Annotated in this window: 9 protein-coding genes, 3 rRNA genes and 1 pseudogene; 12 read left to right on the forward strand and 1 reads right to left on the reverse strand. The window is 61.5% G+C overall.

Translation table 11 applies throughout. The annotated features are described in order from the left end of the window. The first annotated feature begins 198 nt into the window (after positions 1 to 198). Entirely contained in the window at positions 199 to 2,307 is a 2,109-nt protein-coding gene (gene glgX, locus OIT41_RS03145; protein WP_241710606.1) for a glycogen debranching protein GlgX, read from the forward strand. A gap of 5 nt (positions 2,308 to 2,312) precedes the next feature. Next, on the forward strand, positions 2,313 to 2,672 hold the full coding sequence (locus OIT41_RS03150) for a barstar family protein (protein WP_264637426.1): 360 nt from the start codon (positions 2,313 to 2,315) through the stop codon (positions 2,670 to 2,672). Between the two features lie 44 nt (positions 2,673 to 2,716). On the opposite strand, the gene glgP is transcribed toward OIT41_RS03150, so the two are convergent. Further along, positions 2,717 to 5,335, reverse strand: coding sequence for an alpha-glucan family phosphorylase (glgP, locus tag OIT41_RS03155; RefSeq protein WP_264637427.1), 2,619 nt, complete (start codon positions 5,333 to 5,335; stop codon positions 2,717 to 2,719). Between the two features lie 131 nt (positions 5,336 to 5,466). Between glgP and OIT41_RS03160 the strand changes: the two genes are divergently transcribed. The 10 genes and pseudogenes from OIT41_RS03160 to OIT41_RS03205 form a co-directional block, all read left to right on the forward strand. Continuing rightward, entirely contained in the window at positions 5,467 to 7,545 is a 2,079-nt protein-coding gene (locus OIT41_RS03160; RefSeq protein ID WP_319801839.1) for an alpha-1,4-glucan--maltose-1-phosphate maltosyltransferase, read from the forward strand. A gap of 5 nt (positions 7,546 to 7,550) precedes the next feature. Further along, a complete protein-coding gene (treS, locus tag OIT41_RS03165) occupies positions 7,551 to 9,347 on the forward strand; it encodes a maltose alpha-D-glucosyltransferase (RefSeq protein ID WP_264637428.1) in 1,797 nt (598 codons plus the stop codon). Between the two features lies 1 nt (position 9,348). Continuing rightward, a complete protein-coding gene (locus tag OIT41_RS03170; RefSeq protein WP_372489721.1) occupies positions 9,349 to 13,035 on the forward strand; it encodes a 1,4-alpha-glucan branching enzyme in 3,687 nt (1,228 codons plus the stop codon). A gap of 490 nt (positions 13,036 to 13,525) precedes the next feature. Next, a 16S ribosomal RNA gene (locus OIT41_RS03175) occupies positions 13,526 to 15,047 on the forward strand. A 583-nt stretch (positions 15,048 to 15,630) separates the two neighbouring features. After that, positions 15,631 to 18,769, forward strand: a 23S ribosomal RNA gene (locus OIT41_RS03180). A 169-nt stretch (positions 18,770 to 18,938) separates the two neighbouring features. Further along, a 5S ribosomal RNA gene (gene rrf / locus OIT41_RS03185) occupies positions 18,939 to 19,055 on the forward strand. Together the 16S, 23S and 5S rRNA genes form the textbook arrangement of a ribosomal RNA operon. A gap of 427 nt (positions 19,056 to 19,482) precedes the next feature. Continuing rightward, the gene (locus OIT41_RS03190) at positions 19,483 to 19,887 is read left to right on the forward strand and encodes a hypothetical protein (RefSeq protein ID WP_264637180.1); all 405 of its coding nucleotides are present in this window, start codon (positions 19,483 to 19,485) and stop codon (positions 19,885 to 19,887) included. A gap of 20 nt (positions 19,888 to 19,907) precedes the next feature. Further along, positions 19,908 to 20,918 carry a DDE-type integrase/transposase/recombinase gene (locus OIT41_RS03195; RefSeq protein WP_241711093.1) on the forward strand — a complete coding sequence of 337 codons (1,011 nt, stop codon included), beginning with the start codon at positions 19,908 to 19,910 and terminating at the stop codon, positions 20,916 to 20,918. A gap of 144 nt (positions 20,919 to 21,062) precedes the next feature. After that, a complete protein-coding gene (locus OIT41_RS03200) occupies positions 21,063 to 21,557 on the forward strand; it encodes a hypothetical protein (protein WP_264637429.1) in 495 nt (164 codons plus the stop codon). 145 nt (positions 21,558 to 21,702) lie between these two features. After that, positions 21,703 to 21,948, forward strand: a pseudogene (locus tag OIT41_RS03205) (GNAT family N-acetyltransferase); the annotation flags it as partial. Between the last annotated feature and the right edge of the window lie 62 nt (positions 21,949 to 22,010).

The raw sequence follows: 22,010 nt of genomic DNA on the forward strand, positions 1-22,010 counted from the left end.
TGGGTCAGTCGACATAATCCGCGCGAGCGACCGGTTTTGCGAAAAGCGTAACTGGCCGAACGATGCGACGTTTCAGCAGGTGAGCGGCTTGTTTGCGTTCGTAGGGGGCACCGGCTGGGCTCTGACCGCCGGGCGTCCGTGCTGTCATATGGGCTGGGGGCAAGGGAGAATTGGCGTCGGAGACTAAACTCTCAAGTAATGGTTATGCCGATTTTTGACACAGCATCTACAGTGGACGCCTCGCGGCCGTCGCCGCTCGGGCTGAGTGTTCCGCGGCTTGGAAAGTCCGACGGCGGCACCCCCTCGCGGGACCGCGTCAACGTCGCCGTCTGGGCCCCAGGACTCACTCGGGTCGACATCGCGTACATGGCCCCCGGGGACTCCTGGAAGGTCCACACGCTGCCGAAACTGGAGGACGGCGTCCACCACGGGATCGTGGACGGGCTGCCGCCCGGCACCCGGTACGGCTTCCGCGCCGCGGTCCACGAGGATGCGCTTCCGCTGTCCGTTCAGGCTCCGGACTTTGACGCCGACGACGCCGAGCAACTCCTGCTGGATCCCTACGGTCGGGCGGTGCACCAGCGCGGAGAGCTGCTGACCTCCGTGCGGATGGAATCGGCGTTTGATTGGGGCGACGACCGTGCGCTGCGCACGCCGTGGCGGGACACCATTGTCTATGAGGCGCACGTCCGCGGCCAGAGCATGCTGCACCCGGATATCCCGGAGCACCTCCGCGGGACCTACGCGGGCATGGCACACCCGGCCATGATCGAGCACTTTCACTCACTGGGAGTGACGGCAGTCCAATTGCTGCCCATCCACTTCCACATGGACGAGCAGCACCTGCAGTACTTGGGCCTGACCAACTACTGGGGCTACAACACCGCAGCGTTCTTTGCGCCGCACGCGGACTACGCCACGCAGGCCGCCCAACTGGCCGGCCCCCACGCCGTCCAAGACGAATTCAAGGGCATGGTGAAGCTCCTTCACGCCGCGGGGATCGAAGTGATCCTCGACGTGGTCTACAACCACACTGCCGAAGGCGGCCCCGACGGCGACACCTTCAGTTTCAGGGGCTTGGGCGAGCAGCGGTACTACCGCCACGACGCCCACGGCCGCTACCTCGACACGACCGGTTGCGGCAACACGCTCAATTTTGCCGAACCGAGGGTGGTGGATCTTGCCATCGATTCGCTGCGCTATTGGGCCGAAGAATTCCACATCGACGGCTTCCGTTTCGACCTCGCCGTGACTCTGTGCCGCAATGCGGGCAACGAGTTCGATCCTGAGCACCCTTTCCTGAAGCGCATCGCGGAAGATCCGGTGATCTCCAAGACCAAGCTCATTTCCGAACCGTGGGATGTGGGTTACGGTGGCTGGCAGACTGGGCGGTTCCCCAAGGGGTGGGTGGACTGGAACGACCACTTCCGTGATGGCGTGCGCCGTTTCTGGCTCTCAGAGCGGGGTGCCGTGGAAGGCGGGATGTCCGGCAGCACCATGGGAGATCTGGCCGACGCTTTGACCGGCTCGGCCCGGGTCTTTGAATCCGCCGGACGTTCCAGGCTCGCTTCGCTCAATTTCATCACCGCACACGATGGCTTCACCCTGACTGATCTGGTGTCCTACGACCGCAAGCACAACGAGGCCAACGGCGAGCAAAACCGCGACGGGCAGACCAACAGCCTCAGCTACAACCACGGATTCGAAGGCCGCACGGAAAATGAGACAATTCTCGCCGCCCGTGCCCTGTCCAAGCGGAACCTCATGACCACGTTGATGATCTCCATTGGCGTACCCATGATCACCGCCGGCGACGAGCTCGGACGCACGCAGCAGGGAAACAACAACGCCTATTGCCAGGACAACCCCCTGACATGGATTGACTGGACCCAGACACCCGAATCGCATGACATGCTGCGGAGCACCAAACGGGTGATAAGGCTTCGGAAAGAATTCCTGCAAGCCCAGGACGCAGGCTTCCCGGACAGCGGGACGGGCCTGGATTGGTTTGATGAAAAGGGCCAGCCCATGACGGCGGCCCGTTGGCACGATCCGTCCCTGCGGATTGTGCAGCTCTTGGTGAGTTCGGAGGGCGGCGCTTACCGCGGCTTGATCGTTATCAACGGAAACAAGGATGACCACAAGGTCGTCCTCCCCAAACTGGTCGCCGAATCCGGCACGGGAAGCCGTATGTTCGAACTACGCTTGACGACGTCCGAACTCAATGACCGCAGGCAGGGAGCCCTGGTCGCCGCCGGCGAGCGGGAAGTGGTCCAAGGCAACACCATCAACATCTACCGCACCTAGGAACCATGAAGATCTATTCCGCAGACACGTGGACGCTCGAAGAACTGCAGGAACAAGTGTCCGACGCCGGCCGCCGCACCGTGATGGTGCCGCCGGCGGCAAACAAGGCAGCCGTCCTCGAAGTGTTCGGCCAGGTGCTCGATTTCCCCGAGTACGACGGTGTGGACATGGATGCGCTCAACGATTCACTCCACGATTTCGCAGACAGTGTGTCCGACGACGACCAACCACCCGTCACCCTGATTTGGCAGGTCCCGGCGGCCTACCGGACTGATCGGTCCTTCGGCTTGGTTTGCGAGATCCTCCAGGACGCCGAGTTCTACTCCCGGCGGGACCTCGCCGTGATAGCGGTCTTCCAGCAGTAGCGCGGCTGGCCGGGTGGGCAAAGCCCGACCGGCCAGCCACATCGCTACGCGTTGACGATCAGCCCCAGTTCGGCCTTCGAGGCGAGGGAGGGGTGCTTCGGGAAGACCCGGACGGTGTAGCCGAAGGATCCGGAGCGGTTGATCAGGATGGACCCGGTGAACAGGTGGCGACCGTTGCCAAGGTCCTCGAATGAGTTGAGTTCGGCGACGGTGATGTCTTCCAGCTCATCGCTTTCTTCGGCACGCCCATAGGCGACCTCGACGCACACGTCGTCCGGTGTCAGGGTGTGGAGGGCGATGTAGGCGTTGACCTGGAGGGTGTCCCCGACCTGGGGTTCTTCGGAGACGCCCACGGAGTCCACGTGTTCCACGATGAGCTGCGGCCAGGCGTCGCGGACCTTGCTGGTCCAGGCCGCGAGTTCCTTTGCTTCCTTGAACGAGCCAGCCACGGCACGCCGTCCCGACTCCGCCGCCGGACGGTAGAGGGTGTTGACGTAGTCCTGGAGCATGCGGTCGGCCGAGACGGCCGGGCCGAGGTGGGCCAGGGTGTGCTTGATCATGGACACCCAGTGTGTCGGCACGGCTTCCGGGCCGGTCTGCGAAGGCCCGGCCGCTCCGGCGTGTTCGGAGACGGTGGAGCCGTAGAAGCGCGGGGCCACCTGGGTTTCCAGGAGTTCGTAGAGCGCGGCGGCTTCGATGTCATCGCGTTCGGTCGGGGACGCGTCGTTGTTCGCGGTCGGGATCGCCCAGCCGTTCTCGCCGTCGTACATCTCATCCCACCAGCCATCCAGCACCGAGAGGTTCAGGGAGCCGTTGATGGCCGCCTTCATCCCGGAGGTCCCGCAGGCTTCCAGGGGCCTGAGCGGGTTGTTCAGCCACACATCGCAGCCCGGGAACAGGGTGCGCGCCATGGCGATGTCGTAGTTGGGCAGGAACACGATCCGGTGCCGCACGGCGGGGTCGTCGGTGAACTTCACCAGGTCCTGGATCATCTTCTTGCCGGCGTCATCGGCCGGGTGGGACTTGCCGGCGATGACCAGCTGGATGGGGTGCTTCGGGTGCAGCAGGAGCGCTTTGAGGCGTGCCGGGTCCCGGAGCATGAGGGTCAGGCGCTTGTAGGTGGGCACGCGCCGGGCGAAACCGATCGTGAGCACGTCCGGGTCCAGCACGGTGTCCGTCCAGCCCAACTCGGCATCAGCCGCGCCACGCTTCTTCCACGCCGCCCGGAGTCGACGCCGGACATCCTCCACGAGGGATACGCGGAGTTGCCGCCGCAGCGCCCAAACGTCCTCGTCGCTGACGTTGTAGGCGAGATCCCAGCGGCCCAAGGCCTCGGCCTCGGTCCCAAACTGCTGGCGGGCCAAGGCAGAGATGCGGGGATCCACCCAGGTGGGTACGTGGACGCCGTTGGTGACGGAGGTGATGGGGATTTCGGAGTGGTCGAAGCCTGGCCAGAGCCCGGAGAACATCTCGCGGGAGACCACTCCGTGGAGTTTGGCCACGCCGTTGGCCCGCTGCGCCAGGCGCAGGCCCATCACGGCCATGTTGAAGACCGAGGGGTTGCCGCCGTCGTAGTTCTCCCGGCCCAGTTCCAGGACCTTCTCCACCGGGACGTCCGGGGCCAGGCCCGCGTCGAAGAAGTGCCTGATCTGAACGGCCTCGAAACGGTCGATGCCCGCCGGCACCGGGGTGTGCGTGGTGAACACCGTGGACGCCCGCCCGGCGGCGAGGGCCTCGGACCAGCTCAGCGGAGCCTCGGAAGACATGAGCTCCTGGATCCGTTCGATGCCCAGGAACCCGGCGTGGCCTTCGTTGGTGTGGAACACTTCCGGGGCCGGGGTGCCGGTAAGGCGCTGGTAGACGCGCAGCGCCTTCACCCCGCCCATGCCCAGCAGCAGCTCCTGCTGCAGGCGGTGGTCCCCTCCGCCGCCGTAGAGGCGGTCCGTGATCCCGCGCGCGGCGTCGTCGTTGGCCGGAACGTTCGAATCGAGCAGCAACAGCGGGACCCGCCCGACGTCGGCCCGCCAGATGTGCGCGTTGAGCTTGCGTCCGTTGGGCAGCGGCAGCGAGATTGTCGCCGGCTTGCCGGTGCCGTCCTCGGACGGTTCGCGCAACAGTGTCAGGGGCAGGCCGTCCGGGTCGAGGACCGGGTAGGTTTCCTGCTGCCACGCGTCGCGGGACAGGGACTGCTTGAAATAGCCCGCCTGGTACAGCAGCCCGACGCCGATCAACGGCACGCCGAGGTCCGAGGCCGCCTTCAAATGGTCCCCGGCCAGGATCCCCAGGCCACCGGAATACTGCGGAAGCACCTCGGTGATGCCGAATTCGGGCGAGAAATACGCGATGCACGCCGGGGCATCCGCACCCAGTCCCTGGTACCAGCGCGGCTCGCTCAGATACCGGTCCAGATCCGCGGCCGCATGCTGCACACGCTCTACAAGTTCATTGTTGGAGGCAAGTTGGTCGAGCTGATCGCGGCTGATTGACCCGAGGAGGCTGATTGGATCGTGACGACTTTCCTCCCACAATTCCTGGTCAAGGCTCGCAAAAAGCTCGCGGGTAGGTCGGTGCCACGACCAGCGCAGATTAGTCGCGAGACGCGCGAGCGGCTGGATCGGCTCGGGGAGCAGGGTACGGACGGTAAACCTTCGAATTGCCTTCACGAGCGCCACACTAATCCACTCGGTGGACGGCAGGAACAGCTTTCGGTTTCTTTTAGGTAAATGACACATTGCGGGGAAGAGTCTGGGCTACCTCTTCGCAAAATGTGATTTTTCTCGCTAACGTCGAGGTTGTGACCACTACTGCAGCACCCCGATCCAGCTCAGCATCCAAGTCCAAGCAGAAGGCCGTTATCACTGAAGGTCTCAGGTTCGGCAGATTCCCGATCACGGCTGTCCAACCCGTGATCGAGGAAGGCCGGTTTCCGGCCAAGGCCTTGCCTGGTGAAGATTTGGTGGTCGGCGCCACGGTCTTCCGTGAGGGCCACGACCAGCTGGGGGTGAGCGCCGTCCTGCTGGACCCGAAGGGCAAAGAACGCCAGCGTGTGCGGCTTGCGCCTGCACCGGGTGAGCGCGGTAAGGGAACAGACCGTTGGGAGGGCCTGCTGACCCCGACGGCACCTGGAGCCTGGAGTTTCGCGATCGAGGCCTGGCACGACCGCTATGGCACATGGCACCACAACGCCGAAGTGAAGGTCGAAGCCGGCATCGACGTGGAGCTGATGCTCGCTGAAGGCGTCGCCCTCCTCGCGGAAGCGGCGGGAGAGAGCTCGCGGAGCGCGGCGGACAAGCGCACCCTGCGGGCTGCCTCCGAAGGCCTCGCCGATACTTCCAAGACTGCCGAGGAGCGCCTTGCCGCCGGCTTCAGCACGGAGGTCGCGGCCGCCGTCGAGCGCCAGCCGATCCGTGAATTGGTGACCGTCTCGGAACAATACCCGCTCCTCGTGGAGCGCGACCTCGCCGGACGGGGCGCCTGGTACGAATTCTTCCCCCGTTCCGAAGGTGCCGTTTTCGATCCCTCCACGGAAGCGTGGACTTCGGGCAACTTCACGACAGCTGCCAAGAGGCTCGACGCCGTTGCGGACATGGGCTTCGACGTGATCTACCTGCCGCCCATCCACCCGATTGGCTTCCAGCACCGCAAGGGACGCAACAACACCCTGACCCCGGGTCCGCAGGATCCCGGCTCACCGTGGGCCATCGGCTCCGAAGCCGGCGGCCACGACGCCATCCATCCGGAATTGGGATCCTTCGAGGATTTCGACGCTTTCGTGGCCCGCGCCAATGAGCTGGGCCTCGAGGTGGCGCTGGACTTGGCGCTTCAGGCAGCCCCGGACCACCCCTGGGTGAAGACCAACCCGGAATGGTTCACGACCCGCGTGGACGGCAGCATTGCCTATGCCGAAAACCCGCCTAAGAAGTACCAGGACATCTACCCGCTGAACTTCGACAACGATCCCGCCGGTTTGTCCAAGGAAATCCTGCGGATCGTGTTCCTCTGGGTAAGCCACGGCGTGAAGATTTTCCGCGTGGACAACCCCCACACCAAACCCGTGTGGTTCTGGGAATGGCTGATCGGCAAGGTCAACAAAAAGCACCCCGACGTCGTTTTCCTCGCCGAAGCGTTCACCCGCCCCGCGATGATGCACGCCCTCGGCCGGGCAGGATTCCAGCAGTCGTACACGTATTTCACGTGGCGGAACACCAAGACCGAGCTGGAATCGTATTTCCAGGAGATCAGCCACGAATCCCCGGCGTACTTCAGGCCCAATTTCTTCGTCAACACCCCGGATATCCTCACCGAATACCTCCAATACGGGGGGCCGGCCGCGTTCCGGATCCGCGCAACATTGGCAGCCACGGCCAGCCCGCTGTGGGGCGTATACGCCGGATTCGAGCTGTACGAGCACGTGGCGCGTCCGGGTGCCGAGGAGTACATCGACAACGAGAAGTATGAGTTCAAGCACCGCGATTGGGATGCCGCGGCGGCCTCGGGGCACAGCCTGACCCCTTACATCACGAGGCTTAACGCCATCCGGAAGGCCCACCCGGCCTTGGGTGACCTGCAGAACCTGACTCTGCATCACAGCACGGATGACGCCACAGTGGTGTTCTCCAAGCACAAGACCTTGCCTGACGGCAGCAAGGACACCTTGATCATTGTGGTCAACGTCGATCCCCACGGCATAAGGGAAAGCACCGTGACCCTGGACCTCTCCGCACTTTCGCTGGATCCGGCCGACTTCACCGCCAATGGACGCTTCTGGGTGGATGATTTGGTCAGCGGCGAAAGCTGGGAGTGGGGCGAGTACAACTACGTCCGACTGGACGCGCATCAAGAACCGGCACACATTCTCAATATCCGGAGGTAGCCTTAGTGAGCTTTAATCCGCAGGGTCAGAGTCAGTACTTCACGCCGAAGAACACTTTCGAGCTGAATGCCCCGGGTCTTCAACATGACCCCCATTGGTATCGAAAGGCAGTTTTCTACGAGGTTCTGGTGAGGGCCTTCGCGGATGCGAACGGCGATGGTTCCGGTGACTTCCACGGTCTGATCGAAAAGCTGGATTACCTGCAGTGGCTCGGAGTGGACTGCTTGTGGCTGCCGCCGTTCTTCGATTCGCCTTTGCGCGATGGTGGTTACGACATTTCCGACTACACGTCCGTGTTGGACGAGTTCGGCACCATCAGCGACTTCAAGCGGCTCGTGGCCGAAGCCCATGCGAGGGGCGTGCGGGTCATCATCGACCTCCCGCTGAACCACACCTCGGACCAACACCCCTGGTTCCAGGAGTCACGTAAGAATCCGGATGGTCCGTTCGGTGACTTCTACGTGTGGAGTGACACCGACGAGAAGTACCAGGACGCGCGCATCATCTTCGTGGATACGGAAGAGTCGAACTGGACGTTCGATCCGATCCGCCGGCAGTTCTTCTGGCACCGCTTCTTCAGCCACCAGCCCGACCTGAACTTCGAAAACCCCAAGGTCGTCGAGGCCCTGCACGACGTCGTCAGGTTCTGGCTGGACCAAGGCGTTGACGGATTCCGGGCAGATGCCATCCCGTACCTCTTCGAAGAAGAGGGCACCAATTGCGAAAACCTGCCGGCCACCCACGGTTTCCTGCGCGATCTTCGGAAGATGGTGGACGAGAACTACCCGGGCCGTGTGATCATCGCCGAAGCCAACCAACCGCCGCACGACGTCGTCGAATATTTCGGCACGGAGGAAGAACCGGAATGCCACATGGCCTTCCACTTTCCCATCATGCCGCGCCTGTACTATGCGCTCCGCGACCAGAAGGCCGCCCCCATCATCGAGACGCTGCGGGACACGCCGGGAATCCCGGCCGGCGCCCAATGGGGCACCTTCCTGCGCAACCACGACGAACTCACGCTCGAGATGGTCACCTCCGACGAACGTGCCGCCATGCTGGGCTGGTACGCCCCGGACCCGCGAATGCGCGCCAACATCGGGATCCGGCGCAGGCTTGCGTCGCTGCTGGACAACTCCCGCTCCGAGATCGAACTGATCAACGCGTTGCTGCTTTCCCTTCCGGGCAGCCCGTTCTTGTACTACGGGGATGAAATTGGGATGGGAGACAATATCTGGCTTGACGATCGCGACGCCGTCCGCACGCCGATGCAATGGAATCCGGACCGCAACGCAGGGTTCTCCAACGCCGACCCCGGAAAGCTGTACCTGCCTGTCATCCAGTCGCTGGTCTACAACTACAGCATGGCGAACGTCGAGGCCGAAGCGGCCCATTCCGGATCACTCCTGCGCTGGACACGGCAGATCCTGAGTGTGCGGAGGAACCACGCGGCCTTCGGGCTAGGCGGCTACCGTAACGTTCCGGCAGACCATGAAGTGGTCCTTGCCTATCTGCGCGAACTCCGGGAGGACAATCCGGAAGGCGAGGACGCCGAATCAATCCTGTGCGTCTTCAACCTGTCTCAGCATCCGGTTGCTACCACTTTGGATATCCCTGAATATGCCGGAAGAGGCTTGAGGGATGTGTTCGGAGGCCAACCGTTCCCAGGAATCGGCGCCGATGGCTCCCTGACCCTCACGCTCGGCAGCCACGACTTCTTCTGGCTTCGGATACGTTCGGCGGGTTCCACCGCCTCGTCGCCGTACACCCAGGCCATCCCAGTGCTCTCCATCGAAGGCTGAGATGAGTCTCATGGCGCCCACCACGGTCCTGGCCTCCCTGCTCAAGGAATGGCTGCCCCGGCAGCGCTGGTTTCCGGTCAAGGCGGGGTTATTCGAACTGGATTTCGTCGGTTCGTTCTCCCTTTCTGCGCCCTCCTCCGGGACCGGGTTGGAAGTCCAGCTGATCTCCGTCGCGTATGCCACGGCTGATGGCGGTCGGCAGGCCGACATCATCCAAGTACCGCTTAGCTTTCGTTCCGCGCCCTCGGCCGCTTTTGCACCTGCCTTGGTGGGTCAGGTCGGTGGAACAAGCGAGCAGAACCCGCCCGTGTGGGTATACGACGCCCCCCACGATCCTGACTTTGTGACGGCAATGCTGGATCTCATCCGCGGGCAGGCTTCGGCCGAACCCGGGGAGGGGGAATGCACGGCGAGCGGACATACGGTTCCCGGCAGCCTGCAGCTGCCCACCGCCTCAGGCTCCGTGCGTGTCTCTTCCGGCGAGCAGTCCAACACGTCAGTGATCGTCGACGACGGCATGTCCGCGGCGATCGTGAAGATCTTCCGGGTGCTTTCAGTCGGCAAGAACCCAGAGGTGGAGGTCGGCGCGGCCTTGACCTCGGCGGGAACCAAGGAAGTGCCCTCGACCCTTGGATGGATCACGGGAACATGGGAGGTACGGACACCCCTGGGACGGCACGGCACAGCTTCGGCCGATTTCGCCGTGGCCCACGAATTCCTTGCGGGCGGGCAGGACGCTTGGCGTCTCGCCGTCGACGCCGCGGCGTCGGGCACTGACTTTGCCGCCGAAGCCCGGCAGCTGGGCCAGGCGACTGCCACTGTGCACCTGCGGCTCGCGGAAACCCTCGGAACCGCCCGGGAACGCGTTCCGGGCCAGGACATCGCCCCCGAAGTAGTCCGGCGTGTCCGCCAGTCGTGGGCTGAGGCCGGTACCGCCGTCGGGCCACATGAACAGCAGCTTGAGGCACTTCTGACGCAATTGTCAGGCAAGGAAGCCGGGACGCTGCAGCGCATCCACGGCGACCTTCACCTGGGCCAGATCCTCTTGGTGCCCGGCGCCGCGGGAGAACCTGCCCGGTGGGCGATCCTGGACTTTGAGGGCGAGCCCCTGAGGCCGATCGAGCACCGTAATATTCCCGACGTTCCCCTGCGGGACGTCGTAGGGATGCTGCGCTCCTTTGACTACGCGGCCGGTGCGGCCGTCCGCGAGAACCCGGGCGCCCGGGTTCCCGCAACGTGGGTTGACGACTGCGCCGAGGCGTTCCTGGCGGGCTACAGCGACATCACCCCTGGAACCATTGACCGCCGCTCGCCGCTGTTTGTGGCATTGTGGCTGGACAAGGCCTTGTACGAGGTGATCTACGAGCTACGGAACAGGCCGGACTGGTTGCCCATTCCGGTCAATGCTTCGCGGCAGCTCCTCGGAAACACGAGCCCCGGCACGGATGCCGCGGCGACATCGGAAGGTAAGGAAATGACAGGCTCAGCACGTACCGAACGGCCCCGAGTCCCGCTGTATGTGGACGCCGCTACCCTGGGCCGGGTGGCCGCGGGCGCACACCACGCACCGCACTCGGTGCTGGGCGCCCACCTTGACGACCACGGTCACGTCACCATCCGCACGGTCAAGCACCTCGCGGCGGAAGTTGCTGTAGTCACCGAAGCCGGTTCCACCCCGATGACCCACGAGACCGACGGCGTCTGGGTGGCGGTCCTCGAGCCGTTGCAGCAGGGCCATGTCCCGGACTACCGCCTGGAGGTTGTCTACGGCGACTCCGCGCCGGTGACGATCAACGATCCCTACCACTACCTTCCAACCGTCGGCGAAGTGGACCTGCACCTCATCGGAGAAGGTCGGCACGAACGGCTTTGGGACACGCTGGGCTCGCACGTCCAGCACTACCGCTCCCCGCTCGGCGATGTGGACGGTGTGTCCTTTGCTGTCTGGGCGCCCAACGCGCAGGCAGTCCGCGTCAAGGGCGACTTCAACTCCTGGGACGGGCGTGAACACGCCTTGCGTTCCCTCGGGTCCTCGGGGGTCTGGGAAGTCTTCATTCCCGGGGTTGTAGCAGGGGCGTGCTACAAATTCGAGCTGCTCACCAAGGCAGGCCATTGGGTGGAGAAAGCAGACCCGCTCGCCTTCGGCACCGAAGTTCCGCCCTTGACCGCGTCACGCGTCGTGGAGTCCGGGTACCGCTTCAAGGACGACGCCTGGATGACGGCGCGCGCCAACAAGGATCCGCACAACTCGCCCATGAGTGTCTACGAGGTCCACCTAGGTTCCTGGCGTCTTGGGCTCGGGTATAAAGAACTGGCCAAGGACCTCGTGGAATACGTGAAGTGGCTTGGTTTCACCCACGTCGAGTTCATGCCCGTTGCCGAGCACCCCTTTGGCGGCTCATGGGGCTACCAGGTCACGTCCTACTTTGCTCCGACCTCCCGCTTCGGGCATCCGGACGAGTTCCGGTTCCTGGTCGATTCACTGCATCAGGCGGGTATCGGCGTCATCCTGGACTGGGTCCCGGCACACTTCCCGAAGGACGCGTGGGCCCTCGCCCGTTTCGACGGGGAACCACTGTACGAACACTCGGATCCCCGGCTTGGCGAGCACCCTGACTGGGGAACGCTCATCTTCGACTTCGGCCGCAGAGAGGTTCGCAACTTCCTGGTCGCGAACGCCTTGTACTGGCTTGAGGAATTCCATATCGATGGACTCCGGGTGGACGCAGTGGCCTCCATGCTCTACCGGGACTATTCGCGCGAGGAGGGGGAGTGGTTCCCCAACGTCCATGGCGGACGCGAGAACCTGGAAGCCATTTCCTTCCTCCAAGAGGTCAATGCCACGATCTACAAGACCCACCCGGGAGCAGTCACCATCGCGGAGGAATCCACGGCGTTCCCCGGCGTCACCGCGCCCACGAGCCACGGCGGCCTGGGATTCGGCATCAAATGGAACATGGGCTGGATGCACGATTCCCTCAAGTACATCGCCGAAAACCCGGTGAACCGCCGCTGGCACCACGGCACGGTGACGTTCTCCATGGTCTATGCCTTCACGGAGAACTTCCTGTTGCCCATCAGCCACGACGAGGTAGTTCACGGCAAGGGATCGATGCTGCGCAAGATGCCCGGCGACCGCTGGCAGCAGCTTGCCAACCTGCGGGTGTTTATGGCTTACCAATGGGCGCACCCGGGCAAGCAGCTCATCTTCATGGGCACGGAATTCGGCCAGGAAGCCGAATGGTCCGAACAGCACGGGCTTGACTGGTTCCTTGCCGACATCCCGGCGCACCGCGGACTGCAGTTGCTTACCCGCGAGTTGAACACGCTGTACAGCTCGACGCCGGCCTTGTACGTCCGGGACAACGAGCCAGGCGGTTTCCAGTGGATCAACGGGGCGGACGCTGACCGCAACGTACTGACCTTCATCCGGTGGGACCACGACGGCAATCCCTTGGTGTGCGCCGTGAATTTCTCGGGGGCTCCGCACCAGAACTATGTTCTTGGAGTCCCGTCCGCCGGCGCATGGAAGGAAGTGCTCAACACTGACGCCGAGGCATTCGGAGGTTCGGGTGTGATCAACGCCGGTGAACTGCTTGCCACCGCACCCGGAGCGGAAGGACTGCCTGCCGCACTGACCGTCACCTTGCCGCCGCTTGGGGCTTCCTGGTTCACTCCTGCAGGGTAGTTGTTCTGGATTTCTGCGAGTGAAGGGTCCGGAAGCCATGAGTTTCCGGGCCCTTCGCGTGGATCTTGAGGGTTGTCGCTGAAGGGCAGGAAGCCGCCTGGCGGGGCTTTTGCCTCCCCGGAGAACTGGTGGTATAGTTAGTACCCGCGCTGCTCCCCAGTGGAGATCGGTGAAGTTGACTGAGTTCCTCGTGAAGATCAAGTCAAGAACGCCGATTTGACTAGGAGGCAAGCAGCCGGTAAGTTTTAAAAGTTGCTCCGGAGCGATCTTGGACCCTTGTGGGTGTGGGTGGTGCCGGGTGTGTCTGTTGTTTGAGAACTCAATAGTGTGCCAAGTTTGTTGATACCGATTTGTTTTTATGGATTGGTTGATTTTGCCGGGCCTTGTCCGCCCCTGTGGGTGGGGTCTGGTTTTCAGCTGGTTTCAAATTTTGTGCAGCCGTTCTGCCGTTATTTCCGGTGGTTGTGGTTGTGTCTGTTTTTGTTTTACTTCAACGGAGAGTTTGATCCTGGCTCAGGATGAACGCTGGCGGCGTGCTTAACACATGCAAGTCGAACGATGATCTCCAGCTTGCTGGGGGGATTAGTGGCGAACGGGTGAGTAACACGTGAGTAACCTGCCCTTGACTCTGGGATAAGCCTGGGAAACTGGGTCTAATACCGGATATGACCATTCCGCGCATGCGGTGGTGGTGGAAAGCTTTTGCGGTTTTGGATGGACTCGCGGCCTATCAGCTTGTTGGTGGGGTAATGGCCTACCAAGGCGACGACGGGTAGCCGGCCTGAGAGGGTGACCGGCCACACTGGGACTGAGACACGGCCCAGACTCCTACGGGAGGCAGCAGTGGGGAATATTGCACAATGGGCGCAAGCCTGATGCAGCGACGCCGCGTGAGGGATGACGGCCTTCGGGTTGTAAACCTCTTTCAGTAGGGAAGAAGCGAAAGTGACGGTACCTGCAGAAGAAGCGCCGGCTAACTACGTGCCAGCAGCCGCGGTAATACGTAGGGCGCAAGCGTTATCCGGAATTATTGGGCGTAAAGAGCTCGTAGGCGGTTTGTCGCGTCTGCTGTGAAAGACCGGGGCTCAACTCCGGTTCTGCAGTGGGTACGGGCAGACTAGAGTGATGTAGGGGAGACTGGAATTCCTGGTGTAGCGGTGAAATGCGCAGATATCAGGAGGAACACCGATGGCGAAGGCAGGTCTCTGGGCATTAACTGACGCTGAGGAGCGAAAGCATGGGGAGCGAACAGGATTAGATACCCTGGTAGTCCATGCCGTAAACGTTGGGCACTAGGTGTGGGGGACATTCCACGTTTTCCGCGCCGTAGCTAACGCATTAAGTGCCCCGCCTGGGGAGTACGGCCGCAAGGCTAAAACTCAAAGGAATTGACGGGGGCCCGCACAAGCGGCGGAGCATGCGGATTAATTCGATGCAACGCGAAGAACCTTACCAAGGCTTGACATGAACCGGTAACGCCTGGAAACAGGTGCCCCGCTTGCGGTCGGTTTACAGGTGGTGCATGGTTGTCGTCAGCTCGTGTCGTGAGATGTTGGGTTAAGTCCCGCAACGAGCGCAACCCTCGTTCTATGTTGCCAGCGGTTCGGCCGGGGACTCATAGGAGACTGCCGGGGTCAACTCGGAGGAAGGTGGGGACGACGTCAAATCATCATGCCCCTTATGTCTTGGGCTTCACGCATGCTACAATGGCCGGTACAAAGGGTTGCGATACTGTGAGGTGGAGCTAATCCCAAAAAGCCGGTCTCAGTTCGGATTGGGGTCTGCAACTCGACCCCATGAAGTCGGAGTCGCTAGTAATCGCAGATCAGCAACGCTGCGGTGAATACGTTCCCGGGCCTTGTACACACCGCCCGTCAAGTCACGAAAGTTGGTAACACCCGAAGCCGGTGGCCTAACCCTTGTGGGGGGAGCCGTCGAAGGTGGGACCGGCGATTGGGACTAAGTCGTAACAAGGTAGCCGTACCGGAAGGTGCGGCTGGATCACCTCCTTTCTAAGGAGCACCATTTTCGCCTCTGGGTCTGTCTGCATGGATGGTCCGGGGGTGTGTGGAAGCAAAGCCCATTGCGCAGGCGTCTGTTCTGCGGTGGGTGCTCATGGGTGGAATATCAGCAGATAGCGGCCGGTTTGTTTTTTCCTGTGTTTAGTACGGATGCTCTTTGGGTGTTCTGGAACGGTGCGGGCGGGGATGGGCTGGTTTTCGTGTTTGGCACACTGTTGGGTCCTGAGGCAACAGGGCCGGTTGTGGGGGGTGCGTGGCCTGTTCGGGTTGCGTGGTTTCCTTGTGCCGGGTTTGTGTGTTTCTGGTTTCCTGGTTGCATGTCCTGTGCGTGTCCGGTTGTTCTTCGTCTTTTGTGGCGGGGGGTGGTTGGTGTGCGGGGGTGTGGTACGGGGTTGTTGTTTGAGAACTACATAGTGGACGCGAGCATCTAGGCACGCGCATGGTCATTGCTTCTTTTGGGGGGTGGTGGTGTGTGTGTGTCTTACAGCAATTTCTTTTTTTGAACCTGGATCCGTTCGTGCTTTTGCATGTGGCGGTTTCCGTGGTTCTCTCGAGAAGTTTTTTGATCTTGTGTGGTCAAGTTTTTAAGGGCACACGGTGGATGCCTTGGCATTAGGAGCCGAAGAAGGACGTAGGAATCTGCGATAAGCCTGGGGGAGTTGATAACCGAACGGTGATCCCAGGATGTCCGAATGGGGAAACCCCGCCAGAGGCTGTGAGGTTATCTGGTGACCCGCATCTGAACACATAGGGTGCGTGGGGGGAACGCGGGGAAGTGAAACATCTCAGTACCCGCAGGAAGAGAAAACAAGAGTGATTCCGTTAGTAGTGGCGAGCGAACGCGGATGAGGCTAAACCGTTCCATGTGTGATAGCCGGCGGGCGTTGCATGGGCGGGGTTGTGGGACTTTCCGTACTGGTTCTGCCGGACCGGTGGGGTGAGAGCATGGACATAGGTGAACGGTCTTGAAAGGCCGGCCGGAGAGGGTGTTAGCCCCGTAACCGTAATGTTGTGTGCCGCCTGGAGAGGATCCCAAGTAGCACGGGGCCCGAGAAATCCCGTGTGAATCTGTCAGGACCACCTGATAAGCCTAAATACTTCCTAATGACCGATAGCGGACCAGTACCGTGAGGGAAAGGTGAAAAGTACCCCGGGAGGGGAGTGAAACAGTACCTGAAACCGTGTGCTTACAATCCGTCGGAGCCAGTCTGATTCTGGTGACGGCGTGCCTTTTGAAGAATGAGCCTGCGAGTTAGTGTTACGTCGCGAGGTTAACCCGTGTGGGGTAGCCGTAGCGAAAGCGAGTCTGAACAGGGCGAGTGTAGTGGCGTGATCTAGACCCGAAGCGGAGTGATCTACCCATGGCCAGGTTGAAGCGACGGTAAGACGTCGTGGAGGACCGAACCCACTTCAGTTGAAAATGGAGGGGATGAGCTGTGGGTAGGGGTGAAAGGCCAATCAAACTCCGTGATAGCTGGTTCTCCCCGAAATGCATTTAGGTGCAGCGTTGCGTGTTTCTTGCCGGAGGTAGAGCTACTGGATGGCCGATGGGCCCTACAAGGTTACTGACGTCAGCCAAACTCCGAATGCCGGTAAGTGAGAGCGCAGCAGTGAGACTGTGGGGGATAAGCTTCATAGTCGAGAGGGAAACAGCCCAGACCACCAACTAAGGCCCCTAAGCGTGTGCTAAGTGGGAAAGGATGTGGAGTTGCGAAGACAACCAGGAGGTTGGCTTAGAAGCAGCCATCCTTGAAAGAGTGCGTAATAGCTCACTGGTCAAGTGATTCCGCGCCGACAATGTAGCGGGGCTCAAGTACACCGCCGAAGTTGTGGATTTCAGATAGTAGACAAGCCTTCGTGGTTCAGTCGTCTGGAGTGGTAGGGGAGCGTCGTGTGGGCGGTGAAGTCGCGGTGTAAACCAGCGGTGGAGCCTACACGAGTGAGAATGCAGGCATGAGTAGCGAAAGACGGGTGAGAAACCCGTCCGCCGAATGATCAAGGGTTCCAGGGTCAAGCTAATCTGCCCTGGGTAAGTCGGGACCTAAGGCGAGGCCGACAGGCGTAGTCGATGGACAACGGGTTGATATTCCCGTACCGGCGAAGGACCGCCCATGCCAAGCGGGGGATACTAACCGCCCGGAGCCTGCCCAATCACCCTTGTGGTGTGCGGGTTTTGGCCGAGCGCGGGACCTGATCCCGGGAGGTAAGCGTATTAACAGGTGTGACGCAGGAAGGTAGCCGGGCCGGGCGATGGTTGCCCCGGTCTAAGGATGTAGGGTCAGCGATAGGCAAATCCGTCGCTGTGTCTTTGATGACGTTCCTGAGATCTGATGGGACCCCCGTCATGGGGGGATCCGGTGATCCTATGCTGCCTAGAAAAGCATCGGCGCGAGGTCTTAGCCGCCCGTACCCCAAACCGACACAGGTGATCAGGTAGAGAATACCAAGGCGATCGAGAGAATTATGGTTAAGGAACTCGGCAAAATGCCCCCGTAACTTCGGGAGAAGGGGGGCCCCAACCTTGAACACCACTTGCTGGTGGGAGGGGATCGGGGCCGCAGAGACCAGGGGGAAGCGACTGTTTACTAAAAACACAGGTCCGTGCGAAGTCGCAAGACGATGTATACGGACTGACTCCTGCCCGGTGCTGGAAGGTTAAGAGGACCGGTTAGCCGCAAGGCGAAGCTGAGAATTTAAGCCCCAGTAAACGGCGGTGGTAACTATAACCATCCTAAGGTAGCGAAATTCCTTGTCGGGTAAGTTCCGACCTGCACGAATGGAGTAACGACTTCCCCGCTGTCTCAACCATAAACTCGGCGAAATTGCAGTACGAGTAAAGATGCTCGTTACGCGCAGCAGGACGGAAAGACCCCGAGACCTTTACTATAGTTTGGTATTGGTGTTCGGAGTGGCTTGTGTAGGATAGGTGGGAGACGTTGAAGCCCGGACGCCAGTTCGGGTGGAGTCATCGTTGAAATACCACTCTGGTCACTTTGGACATCTAACTTCGGCCCGTGATCCGGGTCAGGGACAGTGCCTGATGGGTAGTTTAACTGGGGCGGTTGCCTCCTAAAAAGTAACGGAGGCGCCCAAAGGTTCCCTCAGCCTGGTTGGCAATCAGGTGTCGAGTGTAAGTGCACAAGGGAGCTTGACTGTGAGAGAGACATCTCAAGCAGGGACGAAAGTCGGGACTAGTGATCCGGCGGTACATTGTGGAATGGCCGTCGCTCAACGGATAAAAGGTACCTCGGGGATAACAGGCTGATCTTGCCCAAGAGTCCATATCGACGGCATGGTTTGGCACCTCGATGTCGGCTCGTCGCATCCTGGGGCTGGAGTAGGTCCCAAGGGTTGGGCTGTTCGCCCATTAAAGCGGTACGCGAGCTGGGTTTAGAACGTCGTGAGACAGTTCGGTCCCTATCCGCTGCGCGCGCAGGAAATTTGAGAAGGGCTGTCCTTAGTACGAGAGGACCGGGACGGACGAACCTCTGGTGTGTCAGTTGTACTGCCAAGTGCACCGCTGATTAGCTACGTTCGGATGGGATAACCGCTGAAAGCATCTAAGCGGGAAGCTCGCTTCAAGATGAGATTTCCATACACCTCGTGTGTGAGAGGCCCCCAGCCAGACCACTGGGTTGATAGGCCGGATGTGGAAGACAGGACTAAAGACTGTTGAAGCTGACCGGTACTAATAGGCCGACAACTTACACCACACAAACACGATCACTGCTTGCGTCCACTATGTGGTTCCCGAACAACAACCCGTTCAGGAACAAACCACAACTGAATAACAACACCACCGTTCCCCCGAAAAAAAGGGAACACCTGTTGTAACCACAATCTTCCCGCCCCGCACCCCGTGCGGGGACCGGGTAACAGGGTTACGGCGGTCATAGCGTGGGGGAAACGCCCGGTCCCATTCCGAACCCGGAAGCTAAGACCCACAGCGCCGATGGTACTGCACCCGGGAGGGTGTGGGAGAGTAGGACACCGCCGGACAACCATTCACAGGCCAGGCCCCGACACACACTGTCGGGGCCTGACCCACTTAAACACGGCCCCCCGGGACCCCCCGCCCCACCCAAGGTGAGCGCGCGTCCGGCCCGGACCCGCCATAAGTGAGCGCGCGTCCGGCCCGGACCCGTCATAAGTGAGCCGGCGATCAACGAAAACCCCCGAAACGTGAGCGAGGGTACGGCGGATCAAACCCCCGCTCACATATCACCCGGTTTCCACCAACCCCGGCTCACATATCACCCGGTTTCCACCAACGCCGGCTCACATATCAACGGTTGTGGCAACACCGGATCACCATTGAGCCGGACCGGACCCCCATCCCCGAGCTGCCCTCAGCAGAAGTGAGCGCGCCCCTCATCGTCAAGCTGGTTGTGAGTCATTCATTACCTGTTGATTGAAGGAGCCGGCGATGGCCGTTGATAGCAAGGGTTTTACGCGTGAAGAGATCCGTGAGTTCATGCATGAGTACTATTTGCAGCCGCACGGGACGAGGAAGGTGTGGCTGGCCTCGACGTCGGTTTCGGAATGGACGTTCCGCAGGTGGCGCAAGATGATGGTCCAGGGCGATATCGACCGTGGCCTGATTCCGCGGGAGCATGGAGGCATGGTCCCAACGAATCGTGAGCTCTCCGCGTTTGAAAAAGCACGCGCGAAGGAAATGGCTGCCCACCGTGCCGAAGTCGAAAAACTCCAGAAGCGGGTGCAGGAGCTGGAGGATACGAATTCCGCGCTGGGAAAAGCTATCGGGCTCTTGCACGAGTTGAGCGTGCCCGAGCCCGATACAACCCCGACGAGCGCTCAGAAGGATTCATAGCGGCCGAGAACAGTCTGGTCTTGGCGCTGCATGTGATCACCGGCTCCCAGCGGACAGCGCTCGTGCTTGCGGGCGTGTCGCGCGGGACCTGGCATTACCGGTTCAATCCCCGTCCTGCGGTGCAGGACCCGATCCACCAGAGCGACCGGGCCTACGAATCCCGGATCAGCACCGCACATCAGGACCGGATCCTGGGGCTCATCCTGGCCGGCTGGGAGAAGGGCAACTCCGTTGACCATTCCTTCGCCACGGCCTGGGACAACGGCGTGCTGCTCGCCTCCAACCGCACCTGGTGGCGGATCGCGGCAGAGTACGAGGACCAGCAGGCCCGCCCAACCATCCCGCGCAAGCGTGGGGGCACGCGTGGTTCTCTTGAGAAGCCGGTGCTCAAGGCCTCCGGACCCTGCCAGGTCTGGTCCTGGGACATCACCGACGTCTATTCCAAGTGGCAGGGGAAGGTTTTCAAGGTGTACTCCATCATGGACATCTTCTCCCGGCAGATCGTCGGCTGGCGGGTGGAGGAACGCGAGTCCGACCACCTCGCCGCGGACATGTTCAAGACGGCCATCGCCCGGCACGGCGCCCCGGACACCGTGCATGCCGATTCAGGCCCGGCCATGAGATCAAACCTGCTCCGTGAGACCCTCACCGCCCACGGCGTGGAACTCAGCCATAACCGCCCGTACGTCTCCAACGACAATCCCTTCTCGGAGTCAGGGTTTCGAACGATGAAATACCGGCCCGGCTACCCCCGGACCTTTGACGATCTCAAGGCTGCCAGGGAGTACCTCACCGGCTACGTGCATTGGTACAGCACCGATCACAAACACTCCGGCATCGCGCTGTTCACACCATCACAAGTCCACGACGGCTCGTGGAAAGAACTCTGGAACAAGCGAGACAAAGTCCACCAGGACTACTACGAACTACACCCGGGAAGATTCCGCCAACGACCCAGCACACCGGCCCCCGCCACACACGCCGGGATCAACCTCCCCCAGACCAAAACACCCCAAAAACCAGCCCAGTGACTCCACACAGCTTGACAACTTTCGCGCGTCCGGCCTGGACCCGTCATAAGTGAGCGCGCGTCCGGCCCGGACCCGTCATAAGTGAGCGGGCGTTTGGGAGGGGCCGGAGGCGGGACTCTTATCCCGGCGGTAAAGTTGGTGCACATGGAGAGCCTCTTTAGTCACCTCGCGCCGGACTCCGAACCCCAGCCGGAGCCATCCGGCGAGCTGGACCCGGTGGTGTGCACCGTCGTCGTGCCTTCTCCGGTGGCGCATGCTTTCATGGGCTTCACCGATCACCCGCACCTCTGGTGGCCGATGGAGGACCACAGTGTCTACGGGGCGGGCTCGCACGTTGAATTCGAGGAGAATTCGATCCTCGAGACAGCGGACGACGGGCGTACCTCGATATGGGGGACCATCGACGATTGGCAGCCGCCGTTGTCCTTCCACGCGAGTTGGTATCCGGGCAGCACCGCGATGTGGTCCACTGAACTCCGACTAGCCTTCCGGGCGGTTGACGGAGGTACAGAGGTCCGTCTGGTGCACGACGGCTGGGAAGGCGCCGAACACCCCGCGCAAACCCGTGCAAACTACGCTGCCGACTGGCCTGGAGTTCTTGAGCGCTACGTCCGGTTCATGGGCGGCGCAAGTGAATAGAATCCGTCGGCTCCAAGCTGCCGACTGGCGTTTGCTTCGCGACGTCCGGTTGGAGATGCTGTCAGACACCCCGATGGCTTACGTGGAGAGCTTAGCGGCAGCACGGCGCCAGACCGATACTCAGTGGCAGGAGCGAGCAGCCACGATGTCGGGTGACTCGAGCATCACGCTCGTGGCGGATGACGGGACAGATGGCAGCCGGATCAGTGGACTCATGCGCGTCGTCCTCAAGCAGCCACAGGATCCTTCCCAGGCTCAGCAAGCGATGCTGATCAGCGTCTACGTGGCGCCCGAACACAGGGGTCTGGGCCTGGCAGACCAGTTGCTCGACGAGGCATGCTCAGTCGCCGGCACCGAGCTCGGCGCGGCCCTGATCGAACTGGGTGTCCACGAGGACAACGCCCGCGCCAAGGCCTTCTACGCCCGGCATGGCTTTGAATACACAGGTGCCAG

This window comes from Arthrobacter sp. YA7-1 (assembly GCF_025960325.1).
Lineage (GTDB): Bacteria > Actinomycetota > Actinomycetes > Actinomycetales > Micrococcaceae > Arthrobacter > Arthrobacter bambusae_A.

Excerpts from the sequence above, each read along its gene's own strand:
- glgX (WP_241710606.1), top strand. The coding sequence starts at position 199 with ATGGTTATGCCGATTTTTGACACAGCATCTACAGTGGACGCCTCGCGG.
- OIT41_RS03150 (WP_264637426.1), top strand. The coding sequence starts at position 2,313 with ATGAAGATCTATTCCGCAGACACGTGGACGCTCGAAGAACTGCAGGAA.
- OIT41_RS03190 (WP_264637180.1), top strand. The coding sequence starts at position 19,483 with ATGGCCGTTGATAGCAAGGGTTTTACGCGTGAAGAGATCCGTGAGTTC.
- OIT41_RS03170 (WP_372489721.1), top strand. The coding sequence starts at position 9,349 with ATGAGTCTCATGGCGCCCACCACGGTCCTGGCCTCCCTGCTCAAGGAA.
- OIT41_RS03200 (WP_264637429.1), top strand. The coding sequence starts at position 21,063 with ATGGAGAGCCTCTTTAGTCACCTCGCGCCGGACTCCGAACCCCAGCCG.